Genomic DNA, 16,110 nt, shown 5'->3' with positions numbered 1-16,110 from the left:
GGCCCGCTCGTCGTCGGTCGCCCTGGTCGTCAGTCCCCGTCGATCAGTTGACGGTCGGCGAGGTCACGGAACATCCCCGGTTCGGCCAGCAGCTCGGCGTAGCCACCCTGCTGCACGACCCGTCCCCCGTCGAGGACGACGATCCGATCGGCGTGCCGGACGGTCGACAACCGGTGGGCGACGACCAGCCGGGTGACGTGCAGGCGGTCCAACGACGCGGCCACCTGCGCCTGCGCGACGTTGTCCAGCGCCGAGGTGGCCTCGTCCAGCAGCAGGATCCGCGGCGCCCCGGCCAGGGCCCGGGCGATGACGATGCGCTGCCGCTGTCCCCCGGACAGCGTCGCCGCGCCCTCCACGACGACGGTCTGCATCCCCATCGGCATCCGGCGGATGTCGTCGGCGACGCCCGCCGCCTCCGCCGCGTTCCACACCTGCTCCATCGACAGGGCGCGGGGGCCACGGATGTTGTCGGCCAGGCTGCCCGGGAACAGCGAACTGTTCTGCAGCACGGTGCCGAGCCGGCGCCGGACGGCTCGGGGATCCATCCGGTCCAGGGGGACCCCGTCGAACGCGACCACCCCGGAGGTCGGTCGCTCGAACCCCAGGACGAGCCGCAGCAGCGTCGACTTCCCTGAACCCGACGGGCCGACCACCGCGACGAACTCACCCGGTTCCACCGTCAGCGAGACGTCGTGGAGGATCTCCGGCCCGTCGTCGCGGTACCGGAAGTCGACCCCGACCAGGTCGATGCGGCCCCGCACGTGCACCGGGGCCGCGGTCGATCCAGCGGCGTGGCCGACCTCCGGTTCGGTCGCGAGGATGGGTTCGAGTTGGCGCAACGCCGGTCGCACACCGACCAGCTGGCTCGCCGCACCGAGCAGCGCAGCCGTCCCGGCCAGCACCTGGGCGAGCGCGGTGGTGATGACGACGTAGTCACCGGCGGTAGTGGCGCCCGCGCCGGCGAGCACCACTCCGGCGGTCACGGCCACCGTCCCCAGGGTCGGCCAGGCCGCCAGGGCGGTGGCCACCCCCGCCTCGTAGCGCGCGGCGCGGAAGGTGGTGCGGGTGAGCGCGGCGAACCGGGCGCTGAGCAGTCGCATGAACCGGTCCTCGGCCGCGAACGCCCGGATGCGGGCCATCCCCCGCATCGCCTGCAGGGTGCTTTCGGCGAGCACCTGCTGGTGCTCGACCTCCGCCTGCATCAGCGGTTGCCACCGGCGCAGCACCCACCAGAACAGGGCGGCCTGCAGCAGCACGCCGCCCAAGGTGAACAGCCCGGCGGTCGGGCTGTGCAGCGTGACCAGGACCAGGCTGACGACGACCACCGCCCCGGCGACCAGCGACGAGACGACCGCGTCGGTGACGACGCGGCGGAGGGTGTCGACCGTCGACGCCCGGGCCAGTAGGTCGCCCGTGCCGTGCCGGTGGAAGAAGCTGGCCGGCAGGCGCAGCAACCGGGCCCAGATCGCGTCACCGGCCACGGCGTCGATGCGGGTGCGGATCCGGGCCGTCACCCGTCCCTGCAGCAGGGCCAGGGCCGCGGTCGCCGCGATCACCGCCATCAGCGCGCCGACCAGGGCGGCCAGCCGCTGGTACTGCTGACCGGGGACGATCGAGGAGAAGATGGCGCCACCGGCCAGCGGCACCAGCATCGACAGGGCGGCGGCGACGGCGGCCGCGCCGACGACCAGCCACCCGTCCGGGGCCGCACCCCGGCCGGCCAGCCGGGCCAGCTCCCGCAGGCCCGCCCGCCGGGGAAGTTGCGGCACCGCGGACAGTCCGGTGCTCTCCAAGCGATCGACGAGATTCTGGTTCAGTCGCCGCCGGGTGCCCTCCGCCGGGTCGACGACGTCGGCCCCCCACCCCCGGGGGACCACGGCCACCGGCCGCCCGTCCAGCCGGGTGAGCACCGGGGCGACGAGATCGGTGCGGACCCCGCGACCCAGCTCGACCGTGCGGAGCAGATGGCCGTCCGCGGCGGCCCGGCGCCGCACCGCGTCCCACGGGTCCGCGGCTGATCCGGGTCGACCCGGGTGGGATTCCACGGCCGGCTCGACAGCGGTAGGACCGCCGGGCCCGGGCGGGCCGCTGGACAGGCCGAGCAGTTCCAGCAGCTCGCCGGTCACGTCCAGAGCCGCCGCCCGGCCGGTCTGCAGCGAGCCGACCGCGGCCCCCAGCTCGTGCAGGGCCGCCCCGTCGACCAGCGGGGAGACCGCCCGGCCGGTGGCCCGGTGCGCGCGGGACCGGGCGAGATCGTCGTGGTGGACGGTCACCGTCTCGACGAGCGTCTGGATCGTGGCGGGGAGCTCCTCCCCGGCCCGGCCGGACGCGGCGGGGTCCCACCCGGACCGGCCGGCCGCCAGGGCCAGGGTCGTGAGCCAGCGGGCGACGGCCGGGTCCTGCGCCGTGGCCCGTGCGGAGGGCAGGGGCAGCAACGTCGCGCTGCCGACCGGCCGGACCAGCAGCGGGCTGCGGCTCGCCGCGACGATCACGTCCCCGCACTGCAGGGTGGCGAAGGCCGGGCGATCCACCGGCCGGTGCCCGTCGGTGAGCGGCAGGCCGACCAGGACCGTGCCGTCCACGACCTCCCACCCGGCGCCGCCGGTCAGCTCGGTCGCGGTGGACAGCTCCCGGGTGGTGACGGGCCCGGCGGTCATGCCCGCACCAGCCGGGCGTAGGCGCCGCCCCGGTCGAGCAGGCTCTGATGGGTTCCCCGTTCCACGACCCGCCCGGCGTCGAGGACGACGATCTCCTCGGCGTCCCGCACGGTCGAGAGCCGGTGAGCGACGATCAGGCAGGTGCAGCCCCGTCGGCGCAGGGCCAGGTCGATGGCCCGTTCGGTCACGCTGTCCAGCGCGCTCGTCGCCTCGTCGAGCACCATCACCGCCGGGTCGCGCACCAGGGCGCGGGCGATCTCCAGGCGCTGCCGCTGCCCGCCGGACAGTCCCTGACCGGCCGGGCCCAGCACGGCGTCCAGACCGCCGGGGCGGGCGGCCACCACGTCCTCCAGGCAGGCGTCGCGGATCGCCCGGGCGATCGCCTCGTCGGGCACGGTGTCGTCGAACAGCGTCAGGTTGTCGCGGATGGAGGCCTCGAACAGAGTGACGTCCTGGTCGACGAACCCGACACCGTCGGCCAGCACCCGGCGGTCGACGGCCGAGCGGGGACGGCCGTCGAAGAGCACCTGCCCCGACGTCGGCTGCAGCAGACCGACCGTCAGGCGGGCGACGGTCGACTTCCCGCTGCCGCTGGCCCCCACGACGGCCACCCGGGCGCCGGGGCGCAGCTCGATCTCGACGTGGTCGAGCAACGGCGGGTCGTGCGCGCCGTACCCGAAGGCCACGCCGCGCAGGTGGACGGCCCCGCCCAGCTGGGACGGCGAATCCCCGGGGCCGAGCGTGGTCCGTCGTAGTTCGGTGACGATCTCGGGGTCCACCGGGGCGGCGTCGACGTCCTGCAGCCGCAGCACTGTGGCCGACAGGGTCTGGAACTGCCCGCCCAGGGTGGCCAGCGCCCCCAGCGGGGCCAGCACCGCGCCCATCAGGATCTGGACGGCGAGCAGCGATCCGAGGGTGAGCGAGCCGCCCATGACGAGCAGTGCGCCGACCGAGAGCAGCGCGACCGTGGCCAGGCTCGTCACGGCGACGGGGACGGCCTGCAGGGACAGCAGGCTGACGTCCTGCCGTTGCCGCACCGCCAGCAGGCGACCCCGGGCTGCGCTGATGCCGAGGATGGCCTGGTCCTCCGCTCCCCCGGCCTTGAGGGTCTCGATGAGGTTCAGCGAGCCGGACTGGACGACGGCGGCGTCGATCTGATCACGCATCTGCCGGTTGGCCAGGTCGCGCTGCCGGCGGGCGGTGAAGCGCAGCAGCACCGCGACGACCACCGCGGCGAGCAGGACGAGGCCCCCCAGCGTCGGGCTGATGACGAAGACGACCGCGAGGTAGACCACCGCGACGGCGGTGCTCAGGACCGCGGCGATCAGCGGACCGGACAGCAGCTCGGCCACGGACGCCCCCAGGCCCGCCCGGTAGGCGACGTCGCTGGCGGCGCGTTGCGTGAAGAACCGCATGGCCAGGCGGAGGATGCGCTGGGTCTGCCCCGCGTAGAGGCCGGTCGTCATGACGGTGCGCAGCCCGATGACGGCCCGCTGCTGGAGCCAGGTCACCAGGATCTGCGCCACCGCCGCGCCGGCCATCCCGAGCAGCACCAGCGGCACCACGGCCGACCGACCGCCGATGAGGTACCCGTCGACGAATGCCCGGGACAGGCCCGGCACCGCCAACCCGGGGACCACCAGCACCAGGCAGGCCAGCAGGACGAACCACAGCGGCGACCGGAAGGCCCGCAGCCGACGGCCGAGGATCCTGGCGACCGACGGTCGGCGACCGCCGGGTACGAAGTCCGGACCGGGGACGCCGGCCAGCACGATCCCGGAGAAGCTCCGGTCGAACTCGTCGTCGTCGACCTGTCGCGGTCCGGTGGCGGGGTCGTTGAGGTACCAGGTCCCCGGTTTCCATCCCTCGAGGACGACGAAGTGGTTGAGCTGCCAGAACAGGATGGCCGGCAGCGGGGCCCACCGCACGGAGTCCACCGACCGCCGGTACGCCCTCATCTGCAGCCCGTGGGCGCGGGCGGCCCGCAGGATGGACCGGGCGTTGCTGCCGTCCCGGGAGACGCCGACGTCCTCCCGCAGGGTCTCGAGCGGCTCCCACCGGCCGTGGTGGGCGAGCACGATGGCCAGCGCCGCGGCACCGCACTCGACGGCTTCCATCTGCAGGATCGTCGGACATCGGACCCGGGCCCGGCGGGGCGGCGGAGCGGGGTCCGCGGTGTCGGTCGGGGCGGCCGTCGTGGTCACGTCACCCACCCAGCAGGCTCTGGATCGGCTGCTGCTCGCCGATGACGACCACGCCGGACAGCACCGTCCCGGGGGCGATGGCGAACGGCGGCCCGGTGCGCGAGGACCACGCGTAACCGGACGGGGTGTCGGCGGTGTCGAGGGCGACCACGACCCGGTACGCACCGTCCTGCGCCATGGCCCCGGCCAGTTCGGAGTTGTCGCCGGCCAGCTGCAGGAAGTCCACGGGGTCCAGGGGCAGCACGTCGACCCCGACGACGCGGCCCAGCAGGTCGCCGTAGGCCCCGGCCGGGGCCGTGTCCGGGTTGAGCCGGGCCGGCATGCCGGGAACGATCGTGGCGGCCGCGTTCTGGTCGACGAACAACAGGGCGATCGGTCCGGCCTGGCCCGGCAGGACCTGTCCCACGACCTCGCCGGCATCGACGGCGGAGCCGACGGCCAGCGGTGACCGCCCGACGAGGACACCGGAGACCGGGGCCGCGACGTCGGTGATCGTCCCGTCCGACAGGCGAAGACGCAGCAGCGGTTGGGCGGCCGCCACCTCGACCGGTGCGGTGCCGGGGTGGTCGTCGGCCACGTCCGGGACCTCGGCGACGACCCCGTCGACGGCGGCCACGACCTGGACCAGCCCGTTCGGGGGCAGCAACGCCCCCGTTCCCGACACGGTGATCGGGGCGCGACCGACGAAGGCCCACACCCCGGCGGCGACCGCGAGCAGGGCCACGACGGCCAGGATCAACCAGCGGCGCGGCGACACGATCCGCAGCCTGGATTCCAGGCGGGTCTGCGCGTCGAGTGCGGTGACCGCCTCGTCCCGGAACAGACCGGGGGCGGGCGTCCCGCGGTCGGGAACGGGAACGGTCACGGGCATCTCCCCCTGGCTCGGCGGAGCGACCCTCGGATCGCCCCCCGCGACGAACTGGTCACCACGGCCGCCCGGCGGACGGTGCGGCCGGGCGACGAGAAGCCGGTCGACGGGTCAGCGGGTCACGAACGCTTCCTGAGCAGGTCGGTCGCCTTCTCGCCCGTGTGGATGAGGCGGCCGATGAGACTGCCGCCGGCGACGCCATCCAGCGCCTCGTCGTCGAGCTCCTCGTCCCGGGCGGCCCCCGCCACCACCTGGGGCGCGGATCCGGTCGTGCTGTTCTGGGTGGTGAGGTCTTCGGCGCTCATGGTCTTTCCTCGGGTCCGTCGGGCGGTGGGGCGATCGTCGGCCGGGCGCGTCCTTCAGGCCCGTCGCGGCTGTTCGTCGCTGCTCCGAAAGTAACGGCCGCCCGCCCGGTCCGAGCCTGGTCGATCGCCGGGCGCGCGGGTCACGGGAAGTGATCGATGGCGCGAGATCGGCCGCATCGGAGGGACTTTCGTTGCCACCGTCGGGTAGCGGCGACCGACCCTCCGGGGCGCGGTACCGACCAGCGGTCGGGATGCCCCGCCGGACCGGGTGACGGTGTTCCCGACCAGGCGACGCATTCCCGCTGCGACATTCCCTCCCGTCGACTCGGGAATCTCACTCCTTGGGGTCCGGCCGGGCCGTGCCTGCGACGCCGATGACTTCCACCGCCGGGGACGGTCCACCACCCATGACCGATGATGACGCCACCCCGCCTTTGACCACCCGGGTCCTGAGCGTGTCCCTGCCCGTCGCCGATCAGGACGCGGCCCTGGCGTTCTACACCGACGTCCTCGGGTGCGAACTCGTCATGGACACCGAGGTGTGGCCCGGCGCCCGCTACATCGAGGTGCGTCCACCCGGCTCGACCGTCGGCCTCGTGCTGCTGCGGCCCGACGGCCCGCTCCCGGTGGCCGTCCGGCTGGGTACCCCGGACGCCGACCGGGCGCACGCGGTGATCGCCGGTGCCGCGGTGACGCTGCACAACGACGAGGTGCTGCGGTGGGAGGACGTGCCGCCGATGTTCTCCTTCACCGACCCGGACGGCAACGGCCTGGTGTACCTGCAGGACCGGCCGGACTGACCGGTTTGGGCGCCGGCCGCGGGGTCACTGTCGATCAGGACAAGTGTGCGGACCCCGATCGAAGGAGATCGCGTGACCAGCTCGACCCCGAACACCCCCGCGGACGCCACCCCGGAACCCCAGGCCGATGCCGATCCGACCGCGGTCAGCGGCGGGATCCCGGCGCACGAGCCGAGCGACGCCGATCTGCAGAGCACGGCGGACACCTCGACGCCGACGGACGAGGTGCCGGAGACGGCGGCGGAGTCCGGCGCGGCCGACGACGAGCCGGACCGGGGCGAAGCGGCCACGGCCGATCGGCCGAGCCCGTTCTCCAGTCCGGCGGACCTGCAGACCGCCGGTATCCGCGACGCCGACCATCTGCTGGCCGAGAGCGAGGACGCCAGCGGGCAGGCCCGGGACGCCGCACAGGGCCTGCGGGGGGCCGAGCAGCCGGAGACCGTCGGTGACGGCACCGATCTGCCGGCGGCACCGGACGCGGAGACCCGGCCCCGGCAGCCCGAGTAGTCCGGTTCAGTCCGCTGCCGGTGGACGGAGGCCGAACCGCCCGGTGGTGACGTCGAAGGCGACGGCGTCGGTGTCGAACGCGGCCCCGATGGAGCCGTTCTCGCTGAGCCGGTCGACCGGCCCACTGGTCACCGGTCGCGGTACGCCCTGGCTGGTCGGTGCGCCGACCAGCCAGGCATCGTGGCCGGAGCGGACGGCGAGTTCGACGTCGTGGCTGGACAGCACCACCGGGATGCCCCGGCCGGCGGCGATCCGCTGCAGGACGGCGAGCAGCTCGAGGCGGGCCGGCGCGTCCAGGAACGCGGTCGGTTCGTCGAGCAGCAGCAGGGCGGGTTCCTGCGCCAGGGCCCGGGCGATCATGACGCGCTGCCGTTGGCCGTCGGACATCCGGACCAGCGGCACCCGGGCCAGGTCCTGGGCGTGCACGGCGGCGAGGGCCTCGTGCACCGCCTGGGAGTCCACGGCCGCCGAGCCCCGGCGGCGGTGCGGGTAGCGGCCGAGGTCGACGACGTCCGCGCCGCGCAGCAGCCCGGGGTCGAAGGACTCGGTGAGCACGACGGCGACCCGGGCGGCCCGCTCCGGTGGCGAGAGCCGGTCGAGTCGGGCGTCCCCGAGCGAGACGGTCCCGGCCAGCAGCGGCTGCAACCCGGCGACCGACCGCAGCAGGGTGGATTTCCCGCTGCCGTTGCCACCGAGCAGCACGGTCAGCCGACCGGCCCGGGCCCGCAGGTGCAGGTCGGCGAGGATCACCGTCGTCGCCCGTCGGCGGGCGATCGGGCCGCCACCGGAGTACCCGACCGTGACCCCGTCGAGGGTCAGATCGGCGCCGGATGCGGGAGTGCTCATCGAGCCGCCCCGGCGGCCAGGGTTCGGCTGCGCAGCAGCACGGCCACCACCACCGGCGCGCCGATCGCCGCGGTGACGACGTTGAGCGGCAGCACCCCGTCCGCTCCGGGCAGCAGGGCGACGGCGGCGCAGACCTGGCAGACGATGACCCCGATCAGCACGCAGGCCGGCAGCAGGCGGCGGTGGTCGCCGCGGCCGAGGGCGGCCCGGGCCAGGTGCGGGACGGCGATGCCGAGGAAGGCGATCGGGCCGCAGAACGCGGTCGTCGCCCCGGCCAGCAGGGCGGTGGCGATGATCACCCACCACCGGACCCGTCGCACCGGGACGCCCATCGACGCCGCGTACCGCTCACCGAGCAGCAGGGCGTCCAGCGGGCGGGCCAGCACGGCGGCGACCGCCAGTCCGACGACGACGGACGGCGCGAACCAGCGCAGGTCGGCCCAGGTGACCCCGCTGACCGAGCCGAACCCCCACAGCACGTACCGCTGCACCCGGCCGGGGTCGGAGAAGGCCAGCAGCAGGGACACGACCGCGCCGGTGGCCGACCCGATCATCACGCCGATCAGCAGCAGGGCGACGACCGACCGCACCCAGCGGCTGATCACCAGGACCAGGGCGAGCACGGCCAGCGCCCCCACCGCGGCGGCGACCACCGTCCGCGCCCGCCCGGTGGTGCCGAAGCTGAAGAACGCGGCGGCGGTCGAGGTCACCCCGGACACGGCGCCGGCGCCGAGGACCGAGACGGCCACCCCGAGCCCGGCTCCGGACGACACCCCGAGGATGTACGGGTCGGCCAGCGGGTTCGCGAACAGCGTCTGCATGAGCAGACCGGCGACGCCGAGGGCGGCCCCGGCGAGCAGCGCGGTCAGGACCCGGGGCAGCCGCACCTGCGAGAGCAGGGTCGCGGTGGTCGGGTCGACCTCGGCGTGCCCGCCGGTGACCAGGTAGCGGACGGTGTCGCCGACGGGGATCGAGGTCGACCCGATCCCGACGCACAGCACACTGACGGCCAGCGCGGCCACGCCCAGGACGATCAGCACCCATCCGGCACGCGACCGCCTCGGCCGGTCCGGCGCCGCGACGGCGCCGGACGGGTCGGTGGTCGGCGCCGGGACCGGCTTCACGACAGTTTCAGGTAGAAGGCGAAGTCGTGGTTCGGGGCCAGCTCGGGATGCAGGATCGCGACCAGGTCGCCGAGCACCAGATCGGGCCGGGCGACACCCAGCTCGTAGAAGTTGTTGCCCCCGGTCGCGGTGACGTCCTTGGCCGCGTTCCAGACGTTGCCCTGCTGGTAGGCGGTGAAGTCGGCGACCCGGGGCTCGTCGGCCACCGCTTCCGCGGCGGTGGTCCAGGTGGTGCTGGCCAGCCACACCGGGTCGGTGCCGGCCTTGGCCAGCACCGTCTCGACGTCGGTGCTGATCGAGCCGGTCGACGGGTCGTCGGCCCACGCCGTGGTGCCGGCCGCGTCCTTCAGCAGGCGGTTGAAGTACGAGCCGCCGCCGGGCACGTACCAGGTGCCCTGGTACGGCTGGCCGGGGACGGCCGACACCGGTGTGGTCCCGGCCGGGACGCTGGCCGCGATCTTCTCGTAGTCGCTGGTCAGCGTCGTGAAGAACTGCTGCGCCTGCTCCTCGGTACCGGTCAGCGCGGCGAAGTACTTGACCCACTCGGCCCGGCCCAGCGGGTCGTTCTCCAGCCATTCGGCATCGGCCAGCACCGGGATCCCGGCGGCCGCGATGGTCGGATAGGCCGGGTCGTCGTACCCGGCGGTCACGATGGCGTCCGGCTTGCCGGCGATGACGGTCTCGGCGTCGATGGTGCCGGCCGCGGCGAACTCCGTGACGTCCGGCTCGGCCGCCCGGGCGGCCACGTCCTGCTCGCTGATCAGCGACTTGCTCCCGACCCCGGTCAACGACGGCAGGATGCCCAGGATCGGGAAGTTCGGCAGGTGCGACGTCGACGCCGAGTAGATGGACTTCAGCGGGGTCGTCACCACAGTCGCGCCGGTCAGCGCGCCGGACAGCTCGGGGGTCGGCGCACCGCAGTGCACCAGCACGTACGACACCGGGCTACCGCCCTGGGTCGGCTGCTGCACCGTCAGCACCTGGTACGAGTCGTGGTACTCGATCGTGAAGTTCTTGGCGTGCTCGAGGGTCGACTTCACCGGGTAGTAGTCCGTGCCGGGCTGGTAGTCGGTGATGCAGCCGTCGGCGTCGAGTCCGGCGCCCGACGCCGGGGTGCTGGCCTGGGCATCGGTGGTGACCGTGGACGCGGGGGCGGCTGGATTCCCCGAGCCGCAGGCGGACAGCAGCAGGGCCGCGGCGGCCAGGGTGGCGAGCGGTGCGGTTGCCCGCAGGGCCCGCCGGGGGTGGCGCGGTCGACGGCCGTCGACGGGCTGGGCGGTGGCTGCGGTCATCGTGGTGCGTCTCCTGCTGATCCGGCGGGCGGCTCGGTACCAGCAGACGACCGGACGGGTCCCGTCAGCCCGGACGGCGTGGGCGCGTCGGGCCCGGCGGGGTCGCCGGCTCGCCCGCGACCGTCCCTCGCGGTCCCGAACGCCACCGGCCGGTGGCCGGTGCATCGATGGCAGGTCTTCGGACTTCCGGGCGGGCCGGGGAGCGCGGACGCTCACCCGGTGTCCTACTGACCGTCGCTTCCCGGGCCGCCTGGGCGGACTCCAGTGCTGGACGTCGCCGCGGCCGGAGCCGGAGCGACGTGACGGTGGTGGTTCCCGGTCACCGCTGCGGGGCAGTCCCGGATTCGCACCGGGTTCCCTGGTGTCCCACGGGGCCGGCCGGACCGCAGTGCGGGCCGTCGGATCCGTGGACCATCGACGCCCGGAACGCTACCCGACCGGGGAACGGCCTCAGACCCAGGCGATCAGCAGCAGGCTGGCCGGCAGGCACAGCAGGGCGAACGCGGCCAGCAGCACCCCGACGACGGCCCCCGTCGGGAGCGAGCGGGGGGCCAGCTGCCGGCGGACGCGGGTGGCGGCGGACGGGCCCGACGGGTCGGCGGACACCGCACCCGGGCCGGGCCGTGGGACCGCACCGGACGGGCGGCCGTCGACGGGGCCGGTCTCGGCCACCACCCCGGGCGAGAGCGCCACCCGGGCGACGGCGGCGGCGACCGCGCTGCGTCCGGTCACTCCGGCGGCGACGTCGTCGGCGAGCATCTCGACCAGCTCGGCCACCGACCGGGCGGCCGCGCGGACCCCGGGGACGGCACCGAGCGCGGACGCCCAGGCCTGGAAGGGCAGGGTCAGCAGGTCGTGGCGGGCGGCCAGGTGGGCGCGTTCGTGTTCGACGACGGCGGTCAGCTCGTCCGGGCGCAGCAGGTCGAGCAGGCCGGCCGAGACGACGACCCGCGGATGCCAGCCGGGCACGGTGTAGGCGACCGCGGTGGCCGACTCGAGCACGTGCACGACGGCCGGCCGTTCGCTGCGGGCCACCGAGCGGGGCGTGGTGAGCAGGTCGACCAGCCGGCGGTGGGCCCGTCGGCGGCGGACGGTGAGCACCGTGGTCCAGGCCAGGTTGGCCAGCAGGACCGCGCTGATCGCCGCGGCCAGCGCACCGCAGACCCAGCGCCACCACGGCAGCCGCAACTCGCCCGCGAACAGCGACCCGAACCAGGTCGGGATGGCCTCGGTCAGCGTGTGACCGGCCGGGGCGACGGACAGCAGGACGAGACCGCCGACGACGGAGAAGCCGGCGGCCAGGCAGACCGCCTGCCAGAGCAGCAGGGCGGGGCCGGGGGCGCGGGCGGGCCAGCCGGCCCGGGCGAGCAGGAAGCTGACCGGCCCGGCCAGCAGCAGCCCGGCGACCACGTACCCGACCGCGATGCCGGCGGTCGTCAGCACCGGTCCGCAGGTCCCACCGCGACGGCCCCCATCGAGCCGCTACCGGCCTTCCAGCGCCTGCCGCAGGGCCTCGGCGTCACTGGCCGAGACGCCACCGACGAAGCGGGCCAGCGCGGCACTGCGGTCGCCCGCGGTGTCCAGGACCTGTTGCATGAGCGTAGCGGTGTGTTCCTCGCGGCTCGAGACGGCGCGATAGGTGTGGGCGCGTCCGTCGCGGATCCGTTCGACGACGCCCTTGCCCTCCAGCCGGGACAGCACGGTCAGCACCGTGGTGACCGCCAGATCGCGGCCGGCCAGGTGATCGGCGACCGCCCGGGCGGTCAGTGGTTCGTCGGCCGCCCAGAGCACCTCGACGACAGCCCGCTCGAGTTCCCCGCGTTGCGTGGTCACCCGACTCCTTCCTGGGTTGCCCCTCGACCGCCGGGTGCGGGCGGCCCTGCCCCTCCGGCGATCTTCTCGAATCATCTTCTACATCAGGTAGAAGTTCGTGGCCGATTCTACTACCGTGAAGGCATGACGATGCTCCGGGACAGGGTGCCGCACCGACCGTCGAGCCGGCCGATGGCCACGTCGGCCGAGCCGAGCGCTTCCCCGTGGCCGGAGGTCACCGGCCTGACCGCCCGCGAGGACCAGATCCTCGAACTGATCGGCGGGGGTCTGACCAACCGGGAGATCGGCGGCCGGTTGGGCATCACCGAGAAGACCGTCAAGAACACCGTCACCAGCGTGCTGGCCAAGCTCGGGATGCAACGACGCACCCAGGCCGCCGCCTACGTCGCCGTCCGCGGCTGGCGTCACGGCGGACCGACGGCCGCGCTGCGACCGGCGGGCTGACCGCTCCCCTCGGGCGCGCCCTCCGACTTCCGACGGAGCCCTCCTGCCGAGAACGCGCGCCCGAGGGGGCCGGCCCACTCCATCTCAGTCCGACGGTGGCCCCCCCACACCCCGGCCCCACCCGGCGCCCGGCACGCTGCGTCGCGCCGACGCCACGACGAGTCAGCCGGACTGGACACCGCGCACGAACGGGCTACCTCGACCCCCAGGTCCTTGTTGCGGACATCGGTACGGCAACACACTGACCAGCGCATCCATCGCGTCGCCGGTCGGGGGAAACATGGTCACAGCTGGGATCGACGCCTGCCCGAACGGCGGCGGTCGATGACGACCACCCCTCCCCCCGGACCGGCCGAGCCGGAACTGCAGCGCACGCTGGGCGGATTCCAGGTCTTCGCCATCTCCTTCGCGTTCATCTCCGTCGCCGTCGGCGTCTTCGGAACGTACGACGACCTGCTCCGCACGTCCGGCCCGGTGGGGATCTGGCTCTGGATCGTCGCCGCGGTCGGCCAGACCCTGGTCGCGCTGGTGGTCGCCCAGTTCGCGGCGCGGATCGCGTTGAGCGGTTCCTCCTACCAGTGGGCGTCCCGGCTGGCCGATCCCAAGGTCGGCTGGTTCTTCGGCTGGCTCACCTTCTGGTACCTGGCCATCGCCGTCGTCGCGATCGACAACGCCCTGGCCAGCCAGGCGCTCATGCCGCTGCTCGGGCTGGAGGAGGACGAGAACACCGCGCGCCTCATCACCGTCGTCGTCCTGCTGCTGCAGGCGGTCCTGGTGATCGCGTCGACCAAGCTCCTGGGGTGGGTCAGCTCCGGCGCCGTGGTAGTCGAGCTGGCCATCGTCGCGATCCTCGTCGTGGTGCTCCTGGTCGTCGTGGCCCTCAACGGCAGCGGGCACCCGGAGAACCTGTTCTCCCGCGGCATCGCCGCGGACGACCCGGACTACTTCGCCATCGGCGGCGGGCTGATGGGCGGCATGCTGATGGGCCTGACCACGCTGGTCGGCTTCGACTCGGCCGCCAACCTGGCCGAGGAGGCCAAGGACCCGTTCCGTAACGTCCCCCGGGCCATCGTCGCGTCCGTGGTGGCGGCCGGCGTCGCCGGTCTGGTCTTCATCGTCGTGCTGACCGTCTCGATCACCGATGTCGCCGCCGTCTCCACCGACGGGTCGCCGGTGGCCGCCGTCATCGGGGAACAGATCGGCGCCACCGGTGAACGACTCTTCCTGGCCGGCATCGCCTTCGCCATGTTCGGGGCCGGCATGGTGATCATGGCGGCGTGCGCCCGGCAGGTCTTCGCCATCGCCCGCGACCGCCGCTTCCCGGCCGCCCGCGTCATGGCCCGGGTCAGCCCCCGCACGCAGACACCGATCCCGGCCACCCTCCTGATCGTCGGCGTCGGCATCGTCCTGATGCTCGCCCTGCCCGGGGAAGCGCTGCTGCAGCTGATCGTGGCCAGCACGATCCTGCCCGCACTGATCTACGGCGGGATCGTCGTCCTCTACCTCGGCGTCCGCCGGCGTCTGGACCGCCGCACCGGCGGCTTCAGCCTGGGCCGGTTCGAGGTGCCGGTCGCCGTGGTCGCCCTCGTCTGGGTGGCGTTCGCGCTGTTTGTCCTGCTCACCCCGGAGTCGGCCCGCGTCCCGGGCCTCATCGTCCTCGGCCTGCTGGCGGTCGGCGGCGTCTACTTCGGCTTCCTGCTGTCCACCCGGCGCTCGGTCTTCGAACACGAACCCGGCGGTGGCCCGGCGGTGGTCGCGATCGAATCCGACCCCGCACCGCTGACCGGCCCGGCGACCCCAAAGGACTCCGCATGACCACCGCCCATGATCTCGGCGAGCCGACCCTCACCGGACGCATCGTCCGCCCTGACGACGACGGCTACGACGCCGCCCGCACCCCGTGGAACCACTTCGTGGCCCGCCGGCCCGCGGCGGTCGTCTACGCCGCGTCCACCCGGGACGTGATCGCCGCCGTCGGCTGGGCCCGGCGCCGCGGGCTGGAGATCCGGGTCCGCAGCGGCGGACACAGCCTGGAGGGGTTCTCCTCCGTCGACGGCGGCGTCGTCGTCGACGTCAGCGGGCTGAAGTCCGCCGACTTCACCCCCGGCACCGCCGGCGGCCCGGCTACCGCCCGGCTCGGGGCGGGGCTGACCCAGATCGAGGCGGTCACCGCGCTCGGCCGGCACGGACTGGCCGTCCCCACCGGGAACGAGGGTTCGGTCGGGCTGGTCGGGGCGACGCTCGGTGGTGGGTTCGGTCTGCTGACGCGGCCGTTCGGGATGGCCAGCGACCATCTGCTCGGCGTCGAGATCGTCGTTCCCGACGGGGAGCAGGGAGCCCGGTCGATCTGGGTGGACGCCGACCACCACGCCGACCTGCTGTGGGCGTTGCGCGGCGGCGGCAACGGCGGATTCGGCATCGTCACCACGATGCTGGCCCGGGTGCAGCCGTTGTCGACCGCTGTCCTGGTGACCGCATCGTGGCCCGGGGTGGACCGTCTGCACGACGTGTTCGATGCCTGGCAGCGGTCGGCGCCGACCACCGACGACCGTTTGACGAGCCAGCTGGAGATCCGCCGCGGGAAGATCGAGCTGTTCGCGGTCCTCGCCCACGGCACCACCGGGGAGGCGACCCGGCTGCTGGCCCCCGTCCTGGACCAGGGCGACCCCTCCGTCGACATCGTCGAGAAGCCCTGGGCCGAGCTCTATTCCGACATCCAGATCCCCGGCGACGAGGAACCGGCGAACTGGAAGTTCACCTCGCAGTTCATCCGGTCGTCGTTCCCGGCCGAGGCGATCGACGTCGTCGCTGCCTTCATGGCCGCCGCCCCCACGTCGCAGTGCAACTACTTCACCCAGGCTTTCGGCGGCGCCGTCCCGACCAGTGAACCGACGGGCGGGAGCACGTTCGCGCACCGCGACGCGTTGTTCTACGCCGAACCGGGCGCCGGATGGGGCGACCGGCGGGACCCGGCGGCCGCGCAGGATCCCCGCACCGCCGACTGCCTGGCCTGGATCGCGGACTTCTCGACGGCGCTGGCCCCGTACGTCGACGGCGCCTACGTCAACGTCCCCAACGCCGACGAGCCCGAGTGGGCCCGCGCCTACTGGCGGGGCAACGTCGATCGCCTCCGGCAGGTGAAGGCCGCCTACGACCCGGACGACGTCTTCCACCACCAGCAGACCATCACGCCCATCGGCTGAGGCCAGGTCCGGACGCGGACCACAGCG

13 protein-coding genes, 1 pseudogene and 1 riboswitch are annotated in these 16,110 nt (G+C 74.0%); of the genes and pseudogenes, 5 read left to right on the top strand and 9 right to left on the bottom strand.

What is annotated here, in order from left to right; all coding sequences use genetic code 11:
- Positions 1-29 precede the first annotated feature (29 nt).
- From FDO65_RS00550 to FDO65_RS00535, 4 genes are all read right to left on the bottom strand, one after another.
- On the bottom strand, positions 30-2,657 hold the full coding sequence (locus FDO65_RS00550) for an ATP-binding cassette domain-containing protein (protein WP_137447563.1): 2,628 nt from the start codon (positions 2,655-2,657) through the stop codon (positions 30-32).
- Complete coding sequence (locus FDO65_RS00545; RefSeq protein WP_137447562.1) at positions 2,654-4,861, bottom strand: cysteine peptidase family C39 domain-containing protein; 2,208 nt, start codon at positions 4,859-4,861, stop codon at positions 2,654-2,656. Before FDO65_RS00545 ends, FDO65_RS00550 begins: the two co-directional genes overlap by 4 nt.
- A gap of 1 nt (position 4,862) precedes the next feature.
- Positions 4,863-5,726, bottom strand: a complete 864-nt coding sequence (locus FDO65_RS00540) for an HlyD family efflux transporter periplasmic adaptor subunit (protein ID WP_137447561.1) — start codon at positions 5,724-5,726, stop codon at positions 4,863-4,865.
- Between the two features lie 122 nt (positions 5,727-5,848).
- Complete coding sequence (locus FDO65_RS00535; protein ID WP_137447560.1) at positions 5,849-6,034, bottom strand: hypothetical protein; 186 nt, start codon at positions 6,032-6,034, stop codon at positions 5,849-5,851.
- 407 nt (positions 6,035-6,441) lie between these two features.
- On the opposite strand from FDO65_RS00535, the gene FDO65_RS00530 reads away from it, so the two are divergent.
- Positions 6,442-6,834 (top strand): VOC family protein, encoded by a 393-nt coding sequence (locus FDO65_RS00530; protein ID WP_205849705.1) that lies wholly within the window; start codon positions 6,442-6,444, stop codon positions 6,832-6,834.
- Between the two features lie 72 nt (positions 6,835-6,906).
- Complete coding sequence (locus FDO65_RS00525; protein WP_137447558.1) at positions 6,907-7,341, top strand: hypothetical protein; 435 nt, start codon at positions 6,907-6,909, stop codon at positions 7,339-7,341.
- 6 nt (positions 7,342-7,347) lie between these two features.
- Here the strand turns inward: FDO65_RS00525 and FDO65_RS00520 are convergent, their stop codons facing one another.
- The 5 genes from FDO65_RS00520 to FDO65_RS00500 form a co-directional block, all read right to left on the bottom strand.
- The gene (locus FDO65_RS00520; RefSeq protein WP_137447557.1) at positions 7,348-8,187 is read right to left on the bottom strand and encodes an ABC transporter ATP-binding protein; all 840 of its coding nucleotides are present in this window, start codon (positions 8,185-8,187) and stop codon (positions 7,348-7,350) included.
- The gene (locus tag FDO65_RS00515) at positions 8,184-9,311 is read right to left on the bottom strand and encodes an iron ABC transporter permease (RefSeq protein ID WP_240757343.1); all 1,128 of its coding nucleotides are present in this window, start codon (positions 9,309-9,311) and stop codon (positions 8,184-8,186) included. Before FDO65_RS00515 ends, FDO65_RS00520 begins: the two co-directional genes overlap by 4 nt.
- Positions 9,308-10,603: an ABC transporter substrate-binding protein gene (locus tag FDO65_RS00510; protein ID WP_137447556.1), complete on the bottom strand. Its 1,296-nt coding sequence runs from the start codon at positions 10,601-10,603 to the stop codon at positions 9,308-9,310. Before FDO65_RS00510 ends, FDO65_RS00515 begins: the two co-directional genes overlap by 4 nt.
- 172 nt (positions 10,604-10,775) lie before the next feature.
- Positions 10,776-10,963: riboswitch (cobalamin riboswitch) on the bottom strand.
- Between the two features lie 90 nt (positions 10,964-11,053).
- Positions 11,054-12,046, bottom strand: a complete 993-nt coding sequence (locus FDO65_RS00505; protein WP_137447555.1) for a M56 family metallopeptidase — start codon at positions 12,044-12,046, stop codon at positions 11,054-11,056.
- A gap of 39 nt (positions 12,047-12,085) precedes the next feature.
- Positions 12,086-12,436 (bottom strand): BlaI/MecI/CopY family transcriptional regulator, encoded by a 351-nt coding sequence (locus FDO65_RS00500; RefSeq protein ID WP_240757342.1) that lies wholly within the window; start codon positions 12,434-12,436, stop codon positions 12,086-12,088.
- Between the two features lie 216 nt (positions 12,437-12,652).
- On the opposite strand from FDO65_RS00500, the pseudogene FDO65_RS00495 reads away from it, so the two are divergent.
- The 3 genes and pseudogenes from FDO65_RS00495 to FDO65_RS00485 form a co-directional block, all read left to right on the top strand.
- A pseudogene (locus FDO65_RS00495) lies at positions 12,653-12,880 on the top strand (response regulator transcription factor); the annotation flags it as partial.
- Positions 12,881-13,204: 324 nt separating this feature from the next.
- Positions 13,205-14,695, top strand: a complete 1,491-nt coding sequence (locus FDO65_RS00490) for an APC family permease (RefSeq protein ID WP_137447552.1) — start codon at positions 13,205-13,207, stop codon at positions 14,693-14,695.
- Positions 14,692-16,083: an FAD-binding oxidoreductase gene (locus FDO65_RS00485; RefSeq protein ID WP_137447551.1), complete on the top strand. Its 1,392-nt coding sequence runs from the start codon at positions 14,692-14,694 to the stop codon at positions 16,081-16,083. Before FDO65_RS00490 ends, FDO65_RS00485 begins: the two co-directional genes overlap by 4 nt.
- The last annotated feature ends 27 nt before the right edge of the window (positions 16,084-16,110 follow it).

It is taken from the genome of Nakamurella flava, assembly GCF_005298075.1.
Classification (GTDB): Bacteria; Actinomycetota; Actinomycetes; order Mycobacteriales; family Nakamurellaceae; genus Nakamurella; species Nakamurella flava.
Note: the sequence above shows the minus strand (reverse complement) of the source record. Positions and strands in the feature narration are given on the sequence as shown.